The organism is Sphingomonas sp. G5 (assembly GCF_052660795.1).
Genome location: NZ_CP109660.1, coordinates 1257579 through 1277644, shown reverse-complemented (window position 1 = coordinate 1277644; position 20066 = coordinate 1257579). Strand labels below are relative to the sequence as shown.

Sequence of the window (20066 nt, the reverse complement as noted above, 5' to 3'; positions counted from 1 at the left end):
GGGGGTCTTCTGCGGAAAACCACAGCCGTGTACTGTGTCCTTCCGTCGCGACACCCGGGAGCGCAACCCGCAGAATCCCGCGGCCGATCACGGCAGATCACCCCGGGTGCACGTCGGGGTGGAGGAAAAAGGAGCGCCCGAGGTCGGATGCGTGCCGTTTCCGCCGCACTCCCCGCTCCCGAGGTGCACGGGGTTCCCGGGCGCACGAAAAAGCACCGGCTCCGAAGAGCCGGTGCTGAGATGAGGGGGGCTGGAGGCTTAGGGCCCGTCGTGGCGGCGATCCCAGCGTTCGTTCATGCGATCCATGAACGACGAGCCGGAGGCGCGCGCGGGGCGGGGTTTGGCGACGGAGGGCGATGCCTGCGCGGCGCCGCGCGTCGGGGTGACGGCGAACACGACGCCCCCCACCATCAGGAGGAAGCCGAGGACGCCGACGGCGATGCCGACGAAGCCCGTGGTGAATCCGATCGACACACCCGCGACGAGCGCACCGAGACCCGCGAGGACGAGGATCGAGCCGAGGACGATGTTGCGGTAGCTGAGGGCGCGACTGGGGGCCGAGACGACATCGGTGTCGTTGCTCATGAGATGGCGCTCCATCTCGTCCAGCAGACGCTGCTCCTGCTCTGACAGTGGCATGCATCCCCCTCTGTTGTTCGTTGCCGGCGATTCTACGCGCCACGTAGATCACTAGGCTAGGCCCGTGGCGACCTCCTCGGAACCGATCGAAGCTGTTTCCCAGCGACTCGACAAGTTCCTCTCCGAACAGATATCGTACGCCTCCGCCCTGGGCCCGGAGGCCGAGTCGTTCACCCGATCGGGAGCATCCGCCCTCCAGGGCGGCAAGCGCCTGCGAGCCCGTTTCTGCCTCGCCGGCTGGCGTGCCGTCCGCGCTCTCGAGGCGCCGACCTCTCCCCCGTTCGACGAACCCGCTCTGGCCGTGGCCACCTCGCTCGAGATCTTCCATGCGGCGGCCCTCGTCCACGACGACCTGGTCGACAACAGCGACACGCGCCGAGGTCAGCCCGCGGCGCACCGCGCTCTGCAGAAAGCGCATCAGGACGCCGACTGGGCGGGTGATCCCGACGCGTTCGGCCGGTCGGGGGCCATCCTGCTCGGAGACCTCCTCGTCGCCTGGAGCGACGACCTGCTCGAAGCGGGCCTCGAGAGCCACCCCCACGCCGCCTCGACCCGCCGCGCCTACGCGCGGATGCGCCGCGACGTGACCGTCGGGCAATTCCTCGACGTCGCCGAGGAGTCCGCGTACGCCGTCTACCCCGACGACAGCCACGCGGAGCGAGCTCTGCGCATCGCGTCGTACAAGTCGGCGCGGTACAGCATCCAGCAGCCCCTGCAGATCGGGGCGGCTCTCGCCGGTGCCGATGAGGCGCAGCTCGATTCCCTCGGTCGGTTCGGTCACGACGTCGGCATGGCCTTCCAGCTGCGCGACGACGTGCTCGGCGTCTTCGGCGACAGCGTCGTCACCGGAAAACCGGTCGGGGACGACCTGCGCGAGGGCAAGCGCACGGTCCTCGTGGCCTACGCCCGCGAGATCCTCTCGGCCGACGATCGTGCGCGTTTCGACACACTTCTGGGCGATCCGGATCTCGACGCGGCGCAGATCGCGGCACTCCAGCGCACGATCGCCGACACCGGTGCGCTCGAGCGGACGGAGGGCCTGATCGCCGATTACGCGAGGCAGGCCGATCTTGCGCTCGACGCCGCGCGGGTCGACACCGCGGCTCTCGAAGACCTCCGCGCTCTTGCGCGCGCGGCCACCGAGCGGGCCGCCTGACGCCGAAACGGCTCAGGCGAGAGTCGCCGCGACTCGGCGAACCTCGCTCTTGCGCCCGGCGAGCAGAGCCTCGATCGGCGCCATGCCGATGGTCTCTTCCGGGCTGAGGAGCCAATCGATTGTCTCGTCGGGGTCGAACCCGGCGTCGTGCAGAACGATGATCGTGCCGCGCAGCGACGCCAACGGGCGCCCGTCGACGATGAAGACCGCGGGCACCTTGAACACGCCCTCGCGGCGCGAACCGACGAGGTAGTGCTCGTCGAAGAGGCGGCGGACGCGTCCGAGCGACTCGTCGAGCAACTCGACCAGGTCGGGGATGGTCAGCCACGCTGTCTCGTACCGGGAAGTCTCGCTCACTCCCCCATCCTCTCATTTCCGCCGCACCGGACCGCTCCCGAGGACGCCTGTGCGGTGAGTCCCATGCGTCACAGGAGCCACTTCCGTTGACATCCGCCCCCGGGCATGCCACGGTTGCGGGCAGTCGAACGAACGGAATCCCCCCACCATGCGACGACTCACGCTGTCCCCCCTGCCCTCGCGACGCCGCGCGGTCGCCATCTGGCCGGCCGCCGTGGCCGGCACGATCGCTCTGACCCTCACCGCCGAGCACTCCGCCCACGCCGCTCCCCCCGAACCGGCACTGACCGTCCTGCCGCCCGTTCCCCGCGGTCTCGGGATGCCGGCTCTCACCGCTCTCGCCGCCCCGACCACCTACACGGTATCCGCGGGTGACACGGTGTGGGGCATCGCCCGCGCGCACGGCCTCGATACCGCCGCGGTCCTCGCGGCCAACGGCTTGACGCCCGGCAGCGTCATCCGCCCGGGTCAGGTGCTCGCGCTCACGCCCGCGGCGTCTCCCGCTCCGACCACTCCCACGACGCCGGAGGCCGCGCCTCGATCGCACGAGGTCCGCCCGGGCGACACCGTCTCGGCGATCGCTCGCGCCAACGGCGTCTCGGTCGACGCCATCCTCGGCGCGAACGGGCTCACGCGTGCCTCGATCATCTACCCCGGCGACGTGTTGCAGATTCCCTCGGGAACCCCCGCGCCGGCCCCTGCCCCGGCCGCCGTCGCTCCCGCCACCGCACCCGGGCTGGACGCCGAACAGAGCGAGAACGCTCGTCTGATCATCCGCATCGGGCGCGAACTCGGCGTCTCGGACCGCGGCATCGTCATCGCCCTCGGCACCGCGATGCAGGAATCGTGGCTGCGCAACCTCGACTGGGGCGACCGCGATTCGCTCGGCCTCTTCCAGCAGCGACCCAGCACCGGCTGGGGTACGCCGGACCAGATCCTCGACCGGGACCGCTCGACCCGCGTGTTCTTCGGCGGAGCAGGCGATCCCAACGGCGCCGCCACCCGCGGGCTGCTCGATATCCCCGGATGGGAGCAACTGCCCTACGCCGACGCCGCGCAGGCAGTACAGATCTCGGCCTACCCGGACCGCTACGCCCAATGGGAGCAACCCGCCACCGTCTGGCTCTCCGTTCTCGGCTGAGCTTCTCGACCGAGGTGAAGGCGAGCCGCTCCCCTGGCTCACAGGGGGCGCTCCGTAGACTCGACGTGTGAGCACGAGTCAGCAGGCAGACCCGCTGATCGGCCGTCTCGTCGACGGCCGGTACCGGGTGCGCGCGCGCATCGCGCGCGGCGGCATGGCGACCGTGTACGTCGCGACCGACCTGCGCCTCGAGCGCCGCGTCGCCCTGAAGGTCATGCACGGCCACCTCAGCGACGACACCGTGTTCCAGAGCCGCTTCATCCAGGAAGCCCGCTCGGCCGCCCGGCTGAGCGACCCGCACGTCGTCAACGTCTTCGACCAGGGTCAGGACGGCGAGATGGCCTACCTGGTGATGGAATACCTGCCCGGCATCACCCTGCGCGAACTGCTCCGCGAGCACCGGCGCCTCACGGTCGATCAGACCCTCACGATCATGGATGCCATCCTCTCGGGGCTCGCGGCCGCGCACCGGGCCGGGATCGTCCATCGCGACGTCAAGCCCGAGAACGTCCTGCTCGCCGAGGACGGCCGCATCAAGATCGGCGACTTCGGCCTCGCCCGCGCGACCACCGCGAACACCGCGAGCGGCGCTCAGCTCATGGGCACCATCGCCTACCTCGCACCCGAGCTCGTCACGCGCGGCACGGCCGACGCCCGCAGCGACATCTACTCGCTCGGCATCATGCTCTACGAGATGCTCGTCGGCGAGCAGCCCTACAAGGGCGAGCAGCCGATGCAGATCGCCTACCAGCACGCCACCGACTCGGTGCCCCGCCCGAGCGCCAAGAATCCCGGGGTGCCCGAGCAACTCGACGAGCTCGTCCTGTGGTCGACCGAGCGGGAGCCGGGCGATCGCCCCCTCGACGCGGGTGCGATGCTCGAGCGCCTGCGCGCGATCGAGAAGGAGCTCGGCCTCGCCCCCCAGGTGGCCCGCGCCGTCGCGGTGGGCACCACGAGCCCCCCGAACGCGGCGGAGTCGCGCGAGCTGACCAAGGTGCTGCCGCAGACGGCATCCCTCCCCTCCGCCACCATCGACGAGCCCGACAACGCCGCACGCCTGCGCACGCGCACTCGTCGGCGCACGACGCGGGGCGCGTGGATCCTCGTGCTCGTGCTGCTCCTCGCCGGGGGCGCCGGATTCACCGGCTGGTACTTCGGCTCAGGACCGGGCTCGCTCGTCGCGGTCCCCGACATCTCGGGCCGGAGCTTCGCCGACGCCGAGACCCTGCTCACCGAGCAGCAGTTGCGGGCGCAGGCGCAGGAGGTCACCGATCGAGAGATCCCCTCGGGGACCACGGTCGGGTCCGACCCCGCCCCGGGCGAGCGGCTCGACAAAGAGACGGTCGTCACGGTCTTCGTCTCGATCGGGCCGGCGACCCATCAGATACCGGCCCTCGCCGGCAAGAGCGCCGACGAGGTGCGCGCCATCCTCGAACAGGCCTTCGTGGGTGTCGCGGGCGACCCCGAGCGTCAGTTCGCCGATCCGGCGAACGGCACGGTGCTCGGTGCCTCGGTCATTCCCCGCTCCGGCGGCGACGCGATCGACTGCACCGAGGGCTGCACCGTCTACGAAGGAGACGCGGCCACGCTCGTCGTCTCCCTCGGCCCCATCCCCGACGTCACCGGGGACTCGCGTTCACAGGCTCAGCGAGCCCTCGACGGCGTCGGGCTGAAGTCCTCGGTGACCGAGGAGTACAGCAACTCCGTGGCATCCGGGAACGTCATCGCCATGGGCCAGCGCGACGGGGGCGGCAACTGGCGCCCCGGCGACACGGTTCCCCTGCGGGTGTCGATCGGTCCGAAGCCCGTCGAGATCCCGGGCAACGTGGTGGGAATGTCGATCCGGGATGCCGTGAAGACCCTCGAAGCACTCGGCTTCCAGGTCAACGCGGGCATCGACGACGGAACGCTCCCCCTCGGCTTCAAGTACTGGGACATCTACAAGGTGCGAGCGACGAACCCCAAGGCCGGAACGACCGCGCCGCAGGGTTCGACGATCACGCTGACGCCGACGCTGTAACGCTTCCCGGCGGTGCCCCTCCCGCGCCGCACGGCTTCGGACGACGTGTGTGACTCGACGCAGCGCACTCGTTCACGGCATCCGGAACGAGACGACGCCCCCGACCTCGGGGCCGGGGGCGTCGTCTCGTTCGGACGGGGGTCAGCGCTTCTCGAGCTCCTCGGCCACGAGGAACGCCAGCTCCAGGCTCTGACGATGGTTCAGACGCGGGTCGCACAGGCTCTCGTAGCGGGTCGCGAGGGTCGCCTCGTCGATCTGCTCCGAGCCGCCCAGGCACTCGGTGACGTCATCGCCGGTGAGCTCCACGTGGATGCCACCGGGGTGCGTACCCACCGAGCGGTGTGCCTCGAAGAACCCGCGCACCTCGTCGACCACGTCGTCGAAGCGACGCGTCTTGTAACCGGTGGGGGTGGTGATGCCGTTGCCGTGCATCGGGTCGGTGACCCAGAGCGGGGTCGCGCCCGAGTCGCGGACGGCTTCGAGCAGCGGCGGCAGGGCGTCGCGGATCTTGCCCGCACCCATGCGCGTGATGAAGGTGAGACGCCCGGGCTCGCGCTCGGGGTCGAGCTTGTCGATCAGCGCCAGCGCGGTTTCGGCCGTGGTGGTGGGGCCGAGCTTCACACCGATGGGGTTACGGATCTTCGAGAAGTAGTCGACGTGTGCGCCGTCGAGCTCGCGCGTGCGCTCACCGATCCACTGGAAGTGCGACGAGGTGTTGTAGGGCTGACCCGTGCGCGAGTCGATGCGCGTCATGGGACGCTCGTAGTCCATGAGCAGGCCCTCGTGCCCGGTGTAGAACTCGACGCGCGTGAGCTCGTCGAAGTCGGCCCCGGCGGCCTCCATGAACTTGATGGCCCGGTCGATCTCGGTCGCCATGCTCTCGTAGGCCTGGTTGGCCGGGGTACTGGCGAAGCCCTTGTTCCAGCTGTGCACCTCGCGCAGGTCGGCGAAGCCGCCCTGCGTGAACGCACGGATGAGGTTCAGGGTCGATGCGGCCGTGTGGTAGCCCTTGAGCAGGCGTGCGGGGTCGGCCTTACGCGACTCCTCGGTGAAGTCGTACCCGTTGACGATGTCGCCACGGTAGGCCGGGAGCGTCACATCGCCGCGCGTCTCGACGTCGCTCGAGCGCGGCTTGGCGAACTGGCCCGCCATGCGGCCCATCTTCACGACCGGCATCGAAGCGCCGTAGGTGAGGACGACGGCCATCTGGAGCACGGTCTTGATGCGGTTGCGGATCTGCTCGGCGGTCGCGCCCGCGAAGGTCTCGGCGCAGTCACCGCCCTGCAGGAGGAAGGCCTGGCCGGCGGCGGCACGCGCGAGGCGGTCGCGCAGGATGTCGACCTCGCCGGCGAACACCAGCGGCGGAAGGGTGGCGAGTTCTGCGGATGCCGCGGCCACAGCGGCCTCGTCATACCACTGCGGCTGCTGCTTGATGGGCAGGGTTCGCCAGTGGTCGAGGTCGTGGAGCTGCTGATTCACCCCTGAAGTCTAGTGGCGGGAGACCGGCGCCTTCGCCGCCTGTGACGCGGCGAGACGGTCCTTGACGGTCGAGGCGTAGACGTCTTCGTAGCGCTGCTCGCCGAGACGCTGCAGGGCCACCATGATCTCGTCGGTGACGGAGCGGAGGACGTAACGATCGCCTTCCATCCCTTCGAAACGCGAGAAATCGAGGGGCTCGCCGATCACGATGCCGACGCGCCCCACGCGGGGCAGACGCCGCCCGATGGGCATGACGGCGCCGGTGTCGACCATGACGACGGGGACGACCGGGACGTGCGCTTCGAGCGCCATCCGAGCGATGCCCGTGCGGCCGCGGTACAGGGTGCCGTCGGGGCTGCGCGTGCCCTCGGGATAGATGCCGAGCAGCTCGCCCCGCCCGAGCACCCCGAGGCCCGTGTTGAGCGAGGCCTCCGACGCCTTGCCCCCCGATCGGTCGATGGGCAGCTGGCCCGTCGCGGTGAAGAACATGCGGGTGGCCCACCCCTTGAGGCCCTTACCGGTGAAGTAGTCGCTCTTGGCGAGGAACGCCATGCGGCGGTCGATCATGAGCGGCAGGAAGATCGAGTCGGAGAACGACAGGTGGTTGCTCGCAAGGATCGCAGCCCCCTCGACGGGGATGTTGCGCCGGCCCACCATCCACGGACGGAACACGGCCTTGATCACCGGTCCGATCACCACGTACTTCATGAGCCAGTAGAACATCGTCAGCGCTCCTTCCCGGCGAGGTCCGCGACCCCGATGAGACCGGCATCGTTGCCCAGGCGTGCGATCGCGAACTCCGCGACCGGACGTTCACCGTACCCCGGGAGGGAGGTCTCGTACGCGAGCTTCACGGGCTCGAGCAGGTCGGCGCCCAGCTGCGCCACTCCCCCGCCGATCACGAAGACCTCGGGATCGAGAACGGCCTGGAAACCGCCGCACGCCTCGCCCAGGGCGGTGGCGACGCGACGGAGAGCCTCGACGGCCCCGGGATCTCCGGCCAGGACGAGGCGCGAGACGGCGGGCCCGGGGATCGCGCCCCGCTCTTCGCGAACGGCCGCGAGGGCCGCGCCGATGCCGCCCTCGTCGGCGATCGCGTTGGCCTCGCGCTGCAGCGCGCGCCCCGACGCGTACTGCTCGAGGCAGCCGTTCTGTCCGCATCCGCAGGGGTGGCCGCCACGCACGAACCGCATGTGACCGAGCTCGGCACCGATGCCGTGCCCGCCGCGGAAGAGTTCGCCGTCGGTGACGACGGCGCCGCCGACGCCGGTGCCCATCGTGAGCATGACCATGTCGCGCACGCCTCGGCCGGCGCCGAAGCGGTACTCCCCCCAGCCCGCCGCGTTCGCGTCGTTCTCGATCGTGACCGAGGCGTCGAGGCGCTGCTCGAGGCGCGCACGGAGGGGCTCGTCGCGCCAGTCGATGTTCGGTGCGTAGATCACGGTGCTGCGGTCGCGGCTGATGAAACCGGCCGCGGCCACGCCGATCGCGTGGATCTCGTGTGCCCGGCGCAGGTGATCGGCCATGTCGACCACGGCATCCACGAGAGCCGCGGGGTCGATGGGAGTGTCGACTCGAAGCTTCTCGACGATGGTGCCGTCTTCGTCGACGACGCCCCCCGCGATCTTCGTTCCCCCGATATCGATGCCGACGTTGCGCACCGCGCTCCCTTCCGGGCCCACCGTGCGGCTCGGCCCGGAGAAGTCTAGCCATGCCGTGCAACCGACGACGATGCGCTGCGCTCCCCGGGTAGAGCGCCTCGGTGCGGATAGACTCGTCCCACAGCTCGACGTTCTTCCGGTGCCAAAGGAGTTGCCGTGATCCAGTTCGATCAACCCGCCCTCATTCCCGCAGACCCCGACGCGAACGCGTCCGACCTGCTCGCCGACCGCGTCCGCGCCACCCCCGACCGACCGCTGTTCGCGGTTCCCGACCGAGACGGATGGCGCGATGTCACCGCCGTCGAATTCGAACGGCAGGTCATCGCCCTCGCGAAAGGCTTCGTCGCCGCCGGCATCCAGCCCGGCGAGAAGGTGGGGTTCATCGCACGCACCACCTACGACTGGACCCTGGTCGACTTCGCGCTGTTCTACGCCGGCGCCATCATGGTCCCGGTCTACGAGACCAGCTCGCCGTCGCAGATCTCGTGGATCCTGTCGGACTCCGGCGCGATCGCCGTGGTCGTCGAGTCGACCGATCACGCCGCGCGTCTCGACGAGGTGCGCAGCGACCTTCCCCTCGTCCGCGACGTGTGGGCGATGCACTCGGGCGCTCTCGACGCGCTCGTCGCGGGCGGCACGCACATCACCGACGAAGAGATCGAGCGCCGCCGCCACCTGGCGAAGGCCTCCGATGTCGCGACTCTCATCTACACCTCGGGATCCACCGGTCGCCCGAAGGGCTGCGTGCTCGTCCACAGCAACTTCGTCGAGCTGGCGCGCAACTCCGCGAAGTCGCTGCACGAGGTCGTCGAGACCCCTGGCGCTTCGACCCTGCTGTTCATCACCACGGCGCACGTGTTCGCACGCTTCATCTCGCTGCTGAACGTGCACGCGGGCGTGAAGACTGGCCACCAGCCCGATACGAAGCAGCTGCTCCCGGCACTCGGCAGCTTCCGCCCCACCTTCCTGCTCGCGGTCCCCCGCGTGTTCGAGAAGGTCTACAACTCCGCCGAGCAGAAGGCCGAGGCGGGTGGCAAAGGCAAGATCTTCCGAGCCGCCGCCGACGCCGCGATCGAGCACTCCCAGCGCCTGCAGGAGGGGAAGCCGATCCCCCTGCTGCTCAAGATCAAGTTCGCGCTCTTCGACAAGCTGGTCTACTCCAAGCTCCGGGATGCCATGGGCGGCAACATCGTCTACGCGGTGTCGGGGTCGGCTCCTCTCGGTACTCGCCTGGGCCACTTCTTCCGCAGCCTCGGCGTCGTGATCCTCGAGGGCTACGGCCTCACCGAGACCACCGCACCGGCCACCGTGAACCTCGCCACCAAGTCGAAGATCGGCACCGTCGGTCCCGTGCTGCCGGGTGTCGGCATCCGTCTCGCCGATGACGGCGAGATTCAGGTGCGCGGCATCAACGTGTTCCGGGAGTACTGGCAGAACCCCGAGGCCACGGCCGAGGCCTTCGACGGGGAGTGGTTCAAAACGGGCGACATCGGGGCGTTCGACAGCGACGGTTTCCTCGCCATCACCGGACGGAAGAAAGAGATCATCGTCACCGCCGGCGGCAAGAACGTCGCTCCCGCGGCCCTCGAGGATCCGATCCGCGCCAATCCCATCGTCGGCCAGGTCGTCGTGGTGGGCGACCACAAGCCGTTCATCGCGGCGCTGGTCACGCTCGACACCGAGATGCTGCCGACGTGGCTGTCGAACAACGGCCTCCCCGCCGACATGCCGCTCACCGAGGCGGCCGAGAACGACAAGGTCCGCGCCGAGGTGCAGGGCGCGATCGACCGCGCCAACACGCGGGTCTCGCGCGCGGAGTCGATTCGCAAGTTCACGATCCTGCCGACCGAATGGACCGAGGCCAGCGGCCACCTCACCCCGAAGATGAGCATCAAGCGCAACGTCATCACGTCGGACTTCGCCGACGCGATCGAGGACATCTACGCGGTGCCGGTCAACACGACCAACGTGTCTCTTCCCTGACACGCGCGACGACGACGGCCCGGTTCCCTCGCGGGGCCGGGCCGTTTCGCGTCGCGAGAACAGGAGATGTCACGGATACAGGACGATCGCCTCGAATCGGCCTGTTCTCGTCGCGCCCCTCCTGTTCTCGTGACGAGCGGGGGCAGACACAGGGCCCGGATGCCGGCATCCGGGCCCTTCTGCAGAGATCAGGTCAGAACCAGTCGCTCTCGCGCACCTGGCGCATGGCCTCGCGGCGGGTCTCGGGTGACAGGCGCGACAGGTAGAGCATGCCGTCGAGGTGGTCGGTCTCGTGCTGCAGGGCCTGGGCGAGCAGCCCCTCGCCCTCGAGGACGACCTCGTTGCCGTCGAGGTCCCTCCCGACGACCTTCGCCCACGGGTAGCGGAGCGCGTCATGCCACAGACCCGGTACCGAGAGGCAGCCCTCGCCCACCGGCTGCGGTTCTCCGCGCGTCTCGACGAGCACGGGGTTCAGTACGTAGCCGATATCACCGTCGATGTTGTAACTGAAGGCGCGCAGCCCCACACCGATCTGCGGGGCCGCGACGCCCGCGCGCCCGGGGAGCTCGACGGTATCGACGAGGTCCTGGACGAGAGCACGGATGCCGTCGTCGATCTGTTCGATGGGCGCGCTCGTCGCGCGCAGGACGGGGTCGCCGAACAGGCGGATCGGGCGGACGGTCATGCGGCGGCCGCCGGGGTGCGCAGGCCTTCGACGACGGCGGCGGCGAGATCGCGCGCGGCCTGTCGGGTCGAGGGCTGGAGTTCGCGGAAAGTGATGGCGCTGCCCGCGGCGATACGGGCGTCGTACGGCATGCGGATGACCGTGCGCACACGCGAGCGGAAGTGCGCCTCGAGCTCGTTCTCGCGCACCAGCGGCGTGCCGGGGCGAGAGGTGTTGAGCACCACCACAGCGTCGCGGACGCGCGATGCGTACCCGTTGGTCTCGAGCCAGGTCAGTGTCTCCGACGCCAGGCGCGCCTCATCGACCGAGAGACCCGCGACGATGACCAGTGTGTCGGCCAGCTCGAGCGTGGCACCCATGACCGAGTGCACGATCCCCGTGCCCGTATCGGTCAGGACGATCGAGTAGTAGTGCGCGGCGACGTCGGCGACCTGGCGGTAGTCCTCGTCGCTGAAGGCCTCCGACACCCGCGGATCGGAGTCGGATGCCAGCACGTCGAGACGCGTGGCATCGCGTGCCACGATCGACGAGACGTCGTTGTAGCCGACCATCTCGTCGTGGGAACGCACGAGGTCGCGAACCGTGCGGCCGTTCGCGCGACCCACGCGGTCGGCGAGCGTACCGCGGTCGGGGTTGGCGTCGACCGCAATGATGCGGTCGTCGCGGGCGTCTGCCAGGGCCATGCCCAACAGCGAAGTGACGGTGGTCTTGCCCACGCCGCCCTTGCGCGAGAGCACCGGCACGAACCGAGCGCCGCCGGCGAGCGGTGCGGCGATCCGACGGTCGAGATCCTTGCGCTGGCGGGCGCGACGACCGTCACCCAGGTTGATGCGGTGGCGCGAGACCGAGTAGACCAGCTGCTGCCACAGGCCCTCGGGCTCCGGACGCGTGATCTGCCGCGGGTCGAGCAGACGGTCGGCGGTGAGCAGATCGGAGCTCTCGCGCGCGTCGTCGATCTGCCCGATGCGCTTCGAGGCGAGCGTGACCTCGGGGCCGGCGTGCGCACGCGTTCCAGCGAATGCGAGCGATCGACGCGGGCGGCGTCGTCGGCCTGCTGGGCGCCGCGGCGCGTGAGCGGGATCGTTCCGATGACGCCCGTCGCGGCGCGCTCGGCGCGCGTGGTCGGTGCCGGGGCGGAGGCCGGGGCGGCCTCGAGACCGGCCCGTGCGACGGCGGCATCGGCCTCGATCTCGGCGGCGGCCGTCGAAGCGGCGGTCTGCGGCTCGGCCGCGGCTTCCGGGCGCGGCGCGTCGACCGGCTGCGTGGCGTCTGCGGGCGTCTGTGCCACGATCTCGGTCTCCTCGACCTCTGCGTCATCGGCGCCGTCGTCGGCGACATCTTCCGGCTCGGGGTGGGAGGGCTCCGCGTCTTCGGGAGTGGCATCCCCCGGCTCGAGCTCGTGCGCCTCGCCGATGCCGGAGCTGCCGGCCTCCGCCTCGTCGGAGGCCGCGGGAATCCAGGGCGCGCGCGTCAGCGGTTCCGCGATGTCTGCGGCCTCGCCGTACGTCGCGGGCTCGTCGTGCGTGCCGGGCTCTTCCGGATCGACCGACGCGTGATCGTGCTCGAGGTCGTGCGCTCCGAGGGGGACGTCGTCGAACGCGTCCACCGGTTCGGCCGCGTCCGTCTCGAGCAGTTCGACGTCGTCGACGATCTCGGCACCCGCGCGATCATCGGTCCGCCGCTCGGTCTCCACCGGATCGCTCTGCGCGGGCACGTCGTCGTCGGAGCGGTCGTCCGCTCCCGTCGGGTCGTCGGCGGGAAGGTTCTCGGCTTCGGCCGCCACGCGGGACTCGTCCGCCCCCTCCGCGAGTCCGTCCGCTCCCGGCAGGTCGTCCGAGGTCTCGGTGGTCGCGCGAAGAGCAACCTCGTCGCCGACGCTCTCTTCGGCGGCCGGGTGATCGGCATCCGGGATCTCGTGCTCGGAGCCGCCACGGGGCGTCTCGTCGACGATCTCCGCGTCGTGCACGTCGTCGTCGGCGAACGACTCCTCGTCGGCGTCGGTGTGATGCGGCTCGATGATGATGTCGCCCGTCGGAATCTGCTCGACGTGCGGGTGGTGAACGACGTCGGCGTGATCGTCGGCGGGCGCGGCAGAGGGGATGCGCGGGGCGTCGAGGGCGGCGAGATCGGCCTCGTCGAGGGGGATCTCATCTTCGATCACGTCGTCGTCGAGGTCGTCATCGTCGCCGGTCACGGGAAGGTCGACATTGACCTGCGCGATGTGTCCGCCGAGGATCGTGATGCTGGCTGTATCGAGGTTCCCGCCGTCCTCGAGCACGCCGTGCTCGGCGTTCTCGTCGGGGTTCGCGTCGGTGCGGTCGGGGGTCACTGCAGTCTCCAAACGGGAAGAGGGCGCGAAAGCGCCCCCTCCCAGGCTACTGCGCTTGACGGATTACCAGCAAAAGATCTCCTGCTTCCACCTGTTGTGTGGTACCGATCGCGACGCGTTCGACCACGCCGTCGACGGTCGCGGTGATGGCCGCTTCCATCTTCATGGCCTCGATCGACGCCACCGCCTGACCGAGTGAGACGCGATCGCCTGCCGACACCTTCATCGTCACGACCCCCGAGAACGGCGCCGCCATCTGCCCGGGCTTCGAGGTGTCGGCTTTCTCGGCCTGGCGCGCCTCGACGTCGATCGAACGATCGCGCACGAAGACCGGGCGCAGCTGACCGTTCAGCGTCGTCATCACGGTCCGCATGCCCTTGTCGTCGGCCTCACCGACGGCCTCCAGCCCGACGAAGAGCTGCACGCCCCGCTCGATCTCGACGGTGTGCTCGCCTCCGGAACGCAGTCCGTAGAGATAATCGGCCGTGTCGAGCACGCTGAGATCGCCGTACGTCTCGCGGGCCTGCTCGAAGATGCGTGTCGGCCCGGGGAACAGCAGCCGGTTCAGGCGGGCGCGCCGGTCGGCGGACTCCCCCGCGAGGGCGGCCTGATCGTCGTCGGTCAGCGGGGTCGTGCCCACCTTCGCATCCCGACCGGCGAGGACTTTCGAGCGGAAGGGCTCGGGCCACCCGCCGGGCAGGTCACCGAGCTCGCCCGCCATGAACGACACGACGGAGTCGGGAACGTCGTACGTGTCGGGGTGCTGCTCGAAGTCGTCGGGGTCGGCCTTGACCGCAGCGAGGTGCAGGGCGAGGTCGCCCACGACCTTCGACGAAGGCGTGACCTTCGGCACGCGCCCGAGGATGCGGTTCGCCGCGGCGTACATGTCCTCGATGAGTTCGAAGTCGTCGGCGAGCCCCAGGGCGATCGCCTGCTGGCGCAGGTTCGACAGCTGCCCGCCGGGGATCTCGTGCCGGTAGACGCGCCCGGTGGGGCCCGCCAGCCCCGACTCGAACGGGCGGTACAGGTGACGCACGGCCTCCCAGTACGGTTCGAGGTCGCTCACGGCCGCGAGGTCGAGACCCGTGTCGCGATCGGTGTGCGCGAGGGCGGCGACGAGCGCCGACAGCGACGGCTGGCTCGTCGTTCCCGCCATGGGCGCCGACGCCGCATCGACGGCATCCGCTCCCGCCGCCGACGCGGCCAGCAGGGTCGCGAGCTGCCCGCCCGCGGTGTCGTGGGTGTGCACGTGGACCGGCAGGTCGAAGCGCTCGCGCAGGGCCGAGACGAGCGTCGCCGCGGCCGCGGGACGCAGAAGTCCCGCCATGTCCTTGATCGCGAGCACGTGCGCGCCCGCGTCGACGATCTGCTCCGCCAGACGCAGGTAGTAGTCGAGCGTGTACAGGTCTTCGGCGGGATCCAGCAGGTCGCCGGTGTAGCAGAAGGCCACTTCGGCGACGGCGGTGCCGGTGCGCAGCACCGCGTCGATCGCCGGCCGCATCTGCGAGACGTCGTTGAGCGCATCGAAGATTCGGAAGATGTCGACTCCGGATGCCACGGCCTCGGCCACGAAGGCATCGGTGACCTCCGTGGGGTACGGGGTGTAGCCGACGGTGTTGCGGCCACGGAGGAGCATCTGGATCGCCACGTTCGGTAGGGCCTCGCGCAGCGCATCGAGGCGCTCCCACGGGTCTTCGCCGAGGAAGCGGAGCGCGACGTCGTAGGTCGCTCCGCCCCACGCCTCGACGGACAGGAGTCCGGGTGTCAGACGTGCGACGTAGGGGGCGACCCGTACGAGATCGCGCGTGCGCACCCGCGTGGCGAGCAGCGACTGGTGCGCGTCGCGGAACGTCGTCTCGGTGACGGCGAGGGCGGTCTGCTCGCGCAGGGCCTTCGCGAAGCCGATCGGGCCGAGTTCATGAAGCCGCTGGCGCGAGCCCGCCGGAGCCGGGGCGACCAGATCGAGTGCGGGCAGTTTCGCGCTCGGGTCGATCGAGAGCGGGTTCTCCCCGTGGGGGCGGTTGACGGTCGTGTCGACGAGCCACGAGAGGATCTTGGTGCCGCGGTCCTTCGATTCGCGGCCCTTCAGCAGACCGGGACGCTCGTCGATGAACGACGTGCTGAGATCGCCCGCGACGAAGGCGGGGTCGTCGAGAACGGCCTGAAGGAACGGGATGTTCGTCGAGACACCGCGGATGCGGAACTCGGCGAGGGCCCGACGCGCGCGGGACACCGCCGCCTCGAAGTCGCGGCCTCGGCACGTGAGCTTCGACAGCATCGAGTCGAAGTGCGGGCTCACCTGCGAACCCGCGGCGGTCGTGCCTCCGTCGAGACGGATGCCGGCCCCACCGGGCGAACGGTACGTCGTGATCTTTCCGGTGTCGGGGCGGAACCCCTGCGTGGGATCTTCGGTCGTGATGCGGCACTGCAGCGCCGCACCACGCAGGCGGATGTCGTCCTGCTGCAGGTGCAGATCGGCGAGCGTGGCGCCCGCGGCGATCCGCATCTGCGACTGCACGAGATCGACGTCGGTGACCTCTTCAGTGACCGTGTGCTCGACCTGGATGCGCGGGTTCATCTCGATGAAGACGACCTCGCCGGTGCGCGGGCCCGCGGTCTCGAGCAGGAACTCCACGGTTCCGGCGTTCTGGTAGCCGATCGAGCGGGCGAACGCGATGGCATAGCGGTGCAGATCGTCGCGGACCGAGGGGTCGAGGTTCGGCGCGGGCGCGATCTCGATGACCTTCTGGTGCCGCCGCTGCACCGAGCAGTCGCGCTCGAACAGGTGCACCGTCTCGCCCGCGGCATCCGCGAGGATCTGCACCTCGACGTGGCGCGGACGCTGAACGGCCTGCTCGAGGAACATGCGCGGGTCGCCGAAGGCGCTCTGGGCCTCGCGCATGGCCTCGGCCAGCGCGGGGGCGAGTTCGCCCTTCGACTCCACCCGCCGCATGCCGCGCCCGCCCCCGCCGGCGACGGCCTTCGCGAAGACGGGGAACCCGATGTCGTCGGCCTGAGCGAGCAGGTCGTCGATATCGTCCGACGCCGGGGTCGAGCGCAGCACCGGCACTCCGGCGGAGATCGCGTGTTCCTTCGCGGTCACCTTGTTACCGGCCATCGCGAGCACCTCGGCGGGAGGTCCGATGAAGGTGATGCCGTGGGCGGCCGCCTTCTCGGCGAGCTCCGGGTTCTCGGAGAGGAAGCCGTAACCCGGGTAGATGGCATCCGCACCGCACTCGCGCGCGACGCGGATGATCTCGTCGACATCGAGATAGGCGCGGACCGGGTGGCCTCGCTCCCCGATCTGATAGGCCTCGTCGGCCTTCAGGCGGTGGAGGGAAGCACGATCCTCGTACGGGTACACCGCGACGGTGCGGGCTCCGATCTCGTATGCAGCGCGGAAGGCGCGGATCGCGATCTCTCCGCGATTGGCGACCAGGATTTTCGAGAACATGCGCACCTCACGTCAAGCTGGCGGAGCTGAATGTGCTCACAGCCTAGGGGACGGTAACGTGGACTCTCGTGCACGTACTCTCCGTCAGCTCTCTCAAAGGCGGGGTCGGCAAGACGACCGTGACACTCGGGCTGGCTTCCGCGGCCTTCGCACGTGGCGTCCGCACTCTCGTCGTCGACCTCGACCCTCAGTCCGACGTGTCGACCGGGATGGACATCCAGGTCGCCGGTCGGCTCAACATCGCCGATGTCCTGGCCAACCCGAAAGAGAAGGTCGTCCGACAGGCGATCACCTCCAGCGGGTGGGCGAAGGTGCATCCGGGCACGATCGACGTGCTCATCGGCAGCCCCTCGGCGATCAACTTCGACGGTCCGCACCCCAGCGTCCGCGATGTCTGGAAGCTCGAAGAGGCCCTGGCGACGATCGAGGCCGACTACGACCTCGTGCTGATCGACTGCGCCCCCTCGCTCAACGCCCTCACGCGCACCGCGTGGGCGGCGAGCGATCGCGTCGTGGTGGTCACCGAGCCGGGTCTGTTCTCCGTGGCCGCCGCCGATCGCGCCCTCCGCGCGATCGAGGAGATCCGTCGCGGCCTCTCGCCGCGTCTTCAACCCCTCGGTGTCGTGGTCAACCGCGTGCGCCCCCAGTCGATCGAGCACCAGTTCCGCATCAAGGAACTGCGCGATATGTTCGGCCCTCTCGTGCTCAACCCGCAGCTGCCCGAGCGCACCTCGCTCCAGCAGGCGCAGGGAGCGGCCAAGCCGCTGCACGTCTGGCCCGGCGACTCGGCGCAGGAGCTCGCCGCAGACTTCGACGCGCTGCTCGACCGGATCGTCCGCACCGGCCGCATCCCCGTCGACAACGAAGCACCCCAGGCCTGAGCAGACGTCCCGTCAGACGCCGTCCCGCTGCCCCGCAGCCGGACGGCGTCTCCCGTTTCGGAAACGCGTCATCGCGGGAGAAGGCGCTCTCCGCCGCTCCAGACCTCGTCGGCACTGAACGACCTTGCCCACGATGAGAATCCCGGATGCCATGGCATCCGGGAACCGTGGAGTCGGGGCCGCTGTCAGGCGGTGCGCGCGGCGCGACGGGCGGCGAGCTCGTCAACGGCGTCGGGCGTCGCGCTCTCGAAATCGACCAACGTCGACTCGACCTCGCGAAGGACCTTGCCGACGGCGATCCCGAAGACGCCCTGGCCGCGGCTGACGAGGTCGATGACCTCGTCGTTCGAGGTGCACAGATAGACCGACGCTCCATCGCTCATGAGCGTGGTGCCGGCGAGGTCGCGGATACCCGCGGCGCGGAGCTGCTCGACCGCCGTGCGGATCTGCTGCAGCGAGATGCCGGTGTCGAGAAGGCGCTTGACGAGCTTGAGCACGAGGATGTCGCGGAACCCGTAGAGGCGCTGCGAACCCGAACCGCTCGCCCCGCGCACCGTCGGGACGACGAGTTCGGTGCGGGCCCAGTAGTCGAGCTGGCGGTAGGTGATACCGGCGGCACGTGCAGCGACGGCTCCGCGGTAACCGGTGTCGTCGTCCATCTCGGGCAGACCGTCGGTGAAGAGGAGATCAGCGGCGAACCGAGGTTCACCGAGCGCGTCGCCAGCGTTCATGCTCGCGTCCTCCTCATCGGTTCGTTTCCTCCACGCTAGATCAGCGGAGGTCCCCCGGCAATGACATCCGCTCCGAGGGCCGCGGCGTGTCGCGATCAGGACAGGATGCGCTCGAGAGCGTCGCGCACGAACATGGTCCGCACTTCGTCGAGACGAGCCGCGAGCTCGGGTGCGAGCTCGCTCGCACGGGCCCGGGACGGCGCGTCGGGGCGCCGCAGCAGGGCCGACAGCGCCGACTCCACCAGCGAGACGTCGCGCTCCGCACTCTGGCGGAGCGAGCGGATGTGGCGTGGCTCGATGCCGTGGCGATCGAGGGCCACGAGCGCCCGCAGCAGCGTGACGGTCTGCTCGGAATAGGTGTCGGCACCGGCGATCACGCCGGTGCTGACGGCGTCGTTCAGGAGCTGCGGGCGTGCACCCGCGGCGGACAAGAGCTCTTCGCGGCGATAGCGGCGCGGAGCGCTCGTCATGGACGGAATCGAGGTGGGCGGTGCCGGGTTGCGCCCCGCATCGAGATCGGCGAGGTAGTCGCGGATGACGACGAGCGGAAGGTAGTGGTCGCGCTGCAGGGTGAGCGCGAGACGCAGGCGCTCGAGGTCGGCGGGCGAGAACTTGCGATAGCCCGACTCCGTGCGCGTCGGCGACACGATCCCCTGCACCTCGAGAAAGCGCAGCTTGCTCGAAGTGAGTGCCGGGAAGTCGGGGGTCAGCCGCGCGAGCACCTGCCCGATGCTGAGCAGCCCCGCAGCCGCCTGTCGACTACGGGAGGGGGCTGCCGCCATCAGTGCTCTGCCGCGGGCAGGTCGACCGGCGAACCGAAGAAGTTGAGACGGAACTTGCCGATGCGCACCTCGGCGCCGTTGACGAGAGCCGAGCGGTCGACGCGCTCGCCGTTGACATAGCTGCCGTTGAGCGAGCGCTGGTCGACGATCTCGAACGAACTGCCGGAGCGAAGGATCTCGGCGTGCCGACGCGAGACGGTGACGTCGTCGAAGAAGAGGTCGGCCTCGGGGTGACGCCCGACGGTGGTCACGTCGGTGTCGAGGAGGTAACGAGCGCCGGTCGTCGGGCCGGAGCGCACGATGAGCAGGGCAGCCCCCGAGGGGAGAGCCTCGATCGCCTCGAGCTCCGCCTCGGTGAGGTCGGCTCCGAAGGGCACGAACGACAGGTCGGCGTCGTGGGTCTGGGTCGTGTCGTGCGAACCACCGGCTGCGGCGGCATCGGCCGCGCGCCGGATCTCGTCTCGCTCGAATCGGCTGGTCTCGTCCACGGCTTCTCCTTCATATTCACCATAACCGATCGGTCGCCAGCGGCGGGGTCGACCGACTTCGAGCAGGCCATGGTGAGGCGTGATGTGTCTGTATTCGCCGAAACCGGGACACCGCGGTTTGGGGGATGCGGAGGCGGTCGACGAGACACTCGAACCTATCGACCCGAACGTGCCCCTGTCGAGTCCGCATCACCTGCTGTCGGCGCGCCGTCTTCACCCCGGACCGCCCTGACGGCCGCCGGGGTCCCGTGCACGCCCCAGCCCGGCCGCGTTCACCCTG

General features: G+C 69.8%; 17 protein-coding genes. 6 read left to right on the top strand and 11 right to left on the bottom strand.

The window, feature by feature from the left end; genetic code table 11:
* Positions 1–258: 258 nt before the first annotated feature.
* Positions 259–639 carry an SCO2097 family morphological protein gene (locus NE358_RS06150; protein WP_103210664.1) on the bottom strand — a complete coding sequence of 127 codons (381 nt, stop codon included), beginning with the start codon at positions 637–639 and terminating at the stop codon, positions 259–261.
* A 64-nt stretch (positions 640–703) separates the two neighbouring features.
* On the opposite strand from NE358_RS06150, the gene NE358_RS06145 reads away from it, so the two are divergent.
* Positions 704–1795, top strand: a complete 1092-nt coding sequence (locus NE358_RS06145) for a polyprenyl synthetase family protein (RefSeq protein ID WP_289942386.1) — start codon at positions 704–706, stop codon at positions 1793–1795.
* 12 nt (positions 1796–1807) lie between these two features.
* Here the strand turns inward: NE358_RS06145 and NE358_RS06140 are convergent, their stop codons facing one another.
* Positions 1808–2152, bottom strand: a complete 345-nt coding sequence (locus NE358_RS06140) for an Rv2175c family DNA-binding protein (protein WP_103210659.1) — start codon at positions 2150–2152, stop codon at positions 1808–1810.
* A gap of 148 nt (positions 2153–2300) precedes the next feature.
* Between NE358_RS06140 and NE358_RS06135 the strand changes: the two genes are divergently transcribed.
* Positions 2301–3293 carry a LysM peptidoglycan-binding domain-containing protein gene (locus NE358_RS06135; protein ID WP_499318397.1) on the top strand — a complete coding sequence of 331 codons (993 nt, stop codon included), beginning with the start codon at positions 2301–2303 and terminating at the stop codon, positions 3291–3293.
* Between the two features lie 67 nt (positions 3294–3360).
* The gene (pknB, locus tag NE358_RS06130; protein ID WP_289942384.1) at positions 3361–5313 is read left to right on the top strand and encodes a Stk1 family PASTA domain-containing Ser/Thr kinase; all 1953 of its coding nucleotides are present in this window, start codon (positions 3361–3363) and stop codon (positions 5311–5313) included.
* Positions 5314–5454: 141 nt separating this feature from the next.
* On the opposite strand, the gene NE358_RS06125 is transcribed toward pknB, so the two are convergent.
* From NE358_RS06125 to NE358_RS06115, 3 genes are read right to left on the bottom strand one after another with little or no spacing between them, the layout of a single operon-like run.
* Positions 5455–6792 (bottom strand): class II 3-deoxy-7-phosphoheptulonate synthase, encoded by a 1338-nt coding sequence (locus tag NE358_RS06125; protein WP_103210653.1) that lies wholly within the window; start codon positions 6790–6792, stop codon positions 5455–5457.
* Between the two features lie 9 nt (positions 6793–6801).
* A complete protein-coding gene (locus tag NE358_RS06120) occupies positions 6802–7515 on the bottom strand; it encodes a lysophospholipid acyltransferase family protein (RefSeq protein WP_103210651.1) in 714 nt (237 codons plus the stop codon).
* A 2-nt stretch (positions 7516–7517) separates the two neighbouring features.
* A complete protein-coding gene (locus tag NE358_RS06115) occupies positions 7518–8453 on the bottom strand; it encodes an ROK family glucokinase (protein ID WP_103210649.1) in 936 nt (311 codons plus the stop codon).
* A 156-nt stretch (positions 8454–8609) separates the two neighbouring features.
* On the opposite strand from NE358_RS06115, the gene NE358_RS06110 reads away from it, so the two are divergent.
* Positions 8610–10436, top strand: a complete 1827-nt coding sequence (locus tag NE358_RS06110) for an AMP-dependent synthetase/ligase (RefSeq protein ID WP_289942383.1) — start codon at positions 8610–8612, stop codon at positions 10434–10436.
* Between the two features lie 193 nt (positions 10437–10629).
* Here the strand turns inward: NE358_RS06110 and def are convergent, their stop codons facing one another.
* Positions 10630–11121 carry a peptide deformylase gene (def, locus tag NE358_RS06105; protein WP_289942382.1) on the bottom strand — a complete coding sequence of 164 codons (492 nt, stop codon included), beginning with the start codon at positions 11119–11121 and terminating at the stop codon, positions 10630–10632.
* The gene (locus tag NE358_RS06100; RefSeq protein ID WP_499318394.1) at positions 11118–11858 is read right to left on the bottom strand and encodes a MinD/ParA family ATP-binding protein; all 741 of its coding nucleotides are present in this window, start codon (positions 11856–11858) and stop codon (positions 11118–11120) included. The genes def and NE358_RS06100 overlap by 4 nt, the downstream gene beginning before the upstream one ends.
* Before the next feature lie 281 nt (positions 11859–12139).
* Between NE358_RS06100 and NE358_RS06095 the strand changes: the two genes are divergently transcribed.
* Positions 12140–13597: a hypothetical protein gene (locus NE358_RS06095; protein ID WP_499318392.1), complete on the top strand. Its 1458-nt coding sequence runs from the start codon at positions 12140–12142 to the stop codon at positions 13595–13597.
* Here NE358_RS06095 and NE358_RS06090 read toward each other — a convergent pair.
* Complete coding sequence (locus NE358_RS06090; RefSeq protein WP_289942380.1) at positions 13497–16904, bottom strand: pyruvate carboxylase; 3408 nt, start codon at positions 16902–16904, stop codon at positions 13497–13499. The two genes, NE358_RS06095 and NE358_RS06090, sit on opposite strands and share 101 nt — an antisense overlap.
* Positions 16905–16972: 68 nt before the next feature.
* On the opposite strand from NE358_RS06090, the gene NE358_RS06085 reads away from it, so the two are divergent.
* Positions 16973–17785, top strand: a complete 813-nt coding sequence (locus NE358_RS06085) for a ParA family protein (protein ID WP_103210640.1) — start codon at positions 16973–16975, stop codon at positions 17783–17785.
* 185 nt (positions 17786–17970) lie between these two features.
* On the opposite strand, the gene NE358_RS06080 is transcribed toward NE358_RS06085, so the two are convergent.
* The 3 genes from NE358_RS06080 to NE358_RS06070 all read right to left on the bottom strand — a co-directional run bounded on the left by NE358_RS06080 (position 17971) and on the right by NE358_RS06070 (position 19786).
* On the bottom strand, positions 17971–18516 hold the full coding sequence (locus tag NE358_RS06080) for a MerR family transcriptional regulator (protein ID WP_103210638.1): 546 nt from the start codon (positions 18514–18516) through the stop codon (positions 17971–17973).
* Between the two features lie 95 nt (positions 18517–18611).
* Positions 18612–19298 (bottom strand): transcriptional regulator FtsR, encoded by a 687-nt coding sequence (gene ftsR, locus NE358_RS06075; RefSeq protein WP_103210636.1) that lies wholly within the window; start codon positions 19296–19298, stop codon positions 18612–18614.
* On the bottom strand, positions 19298–19786 hold the full coding sequence (locus NE358_RS06070) for an FHA domain-containing protein (RefSeq protein WP_174799632.1): 489 nt from the start codon (positions 19784–19786) through the stop codon (positions 19298–19300). Before NE358_RS06070 ends, ftsR begins: the two co-directional genes overlap by 1 nt.
* Positions 19787–20066: the final 280 nt, after the last annotated feature.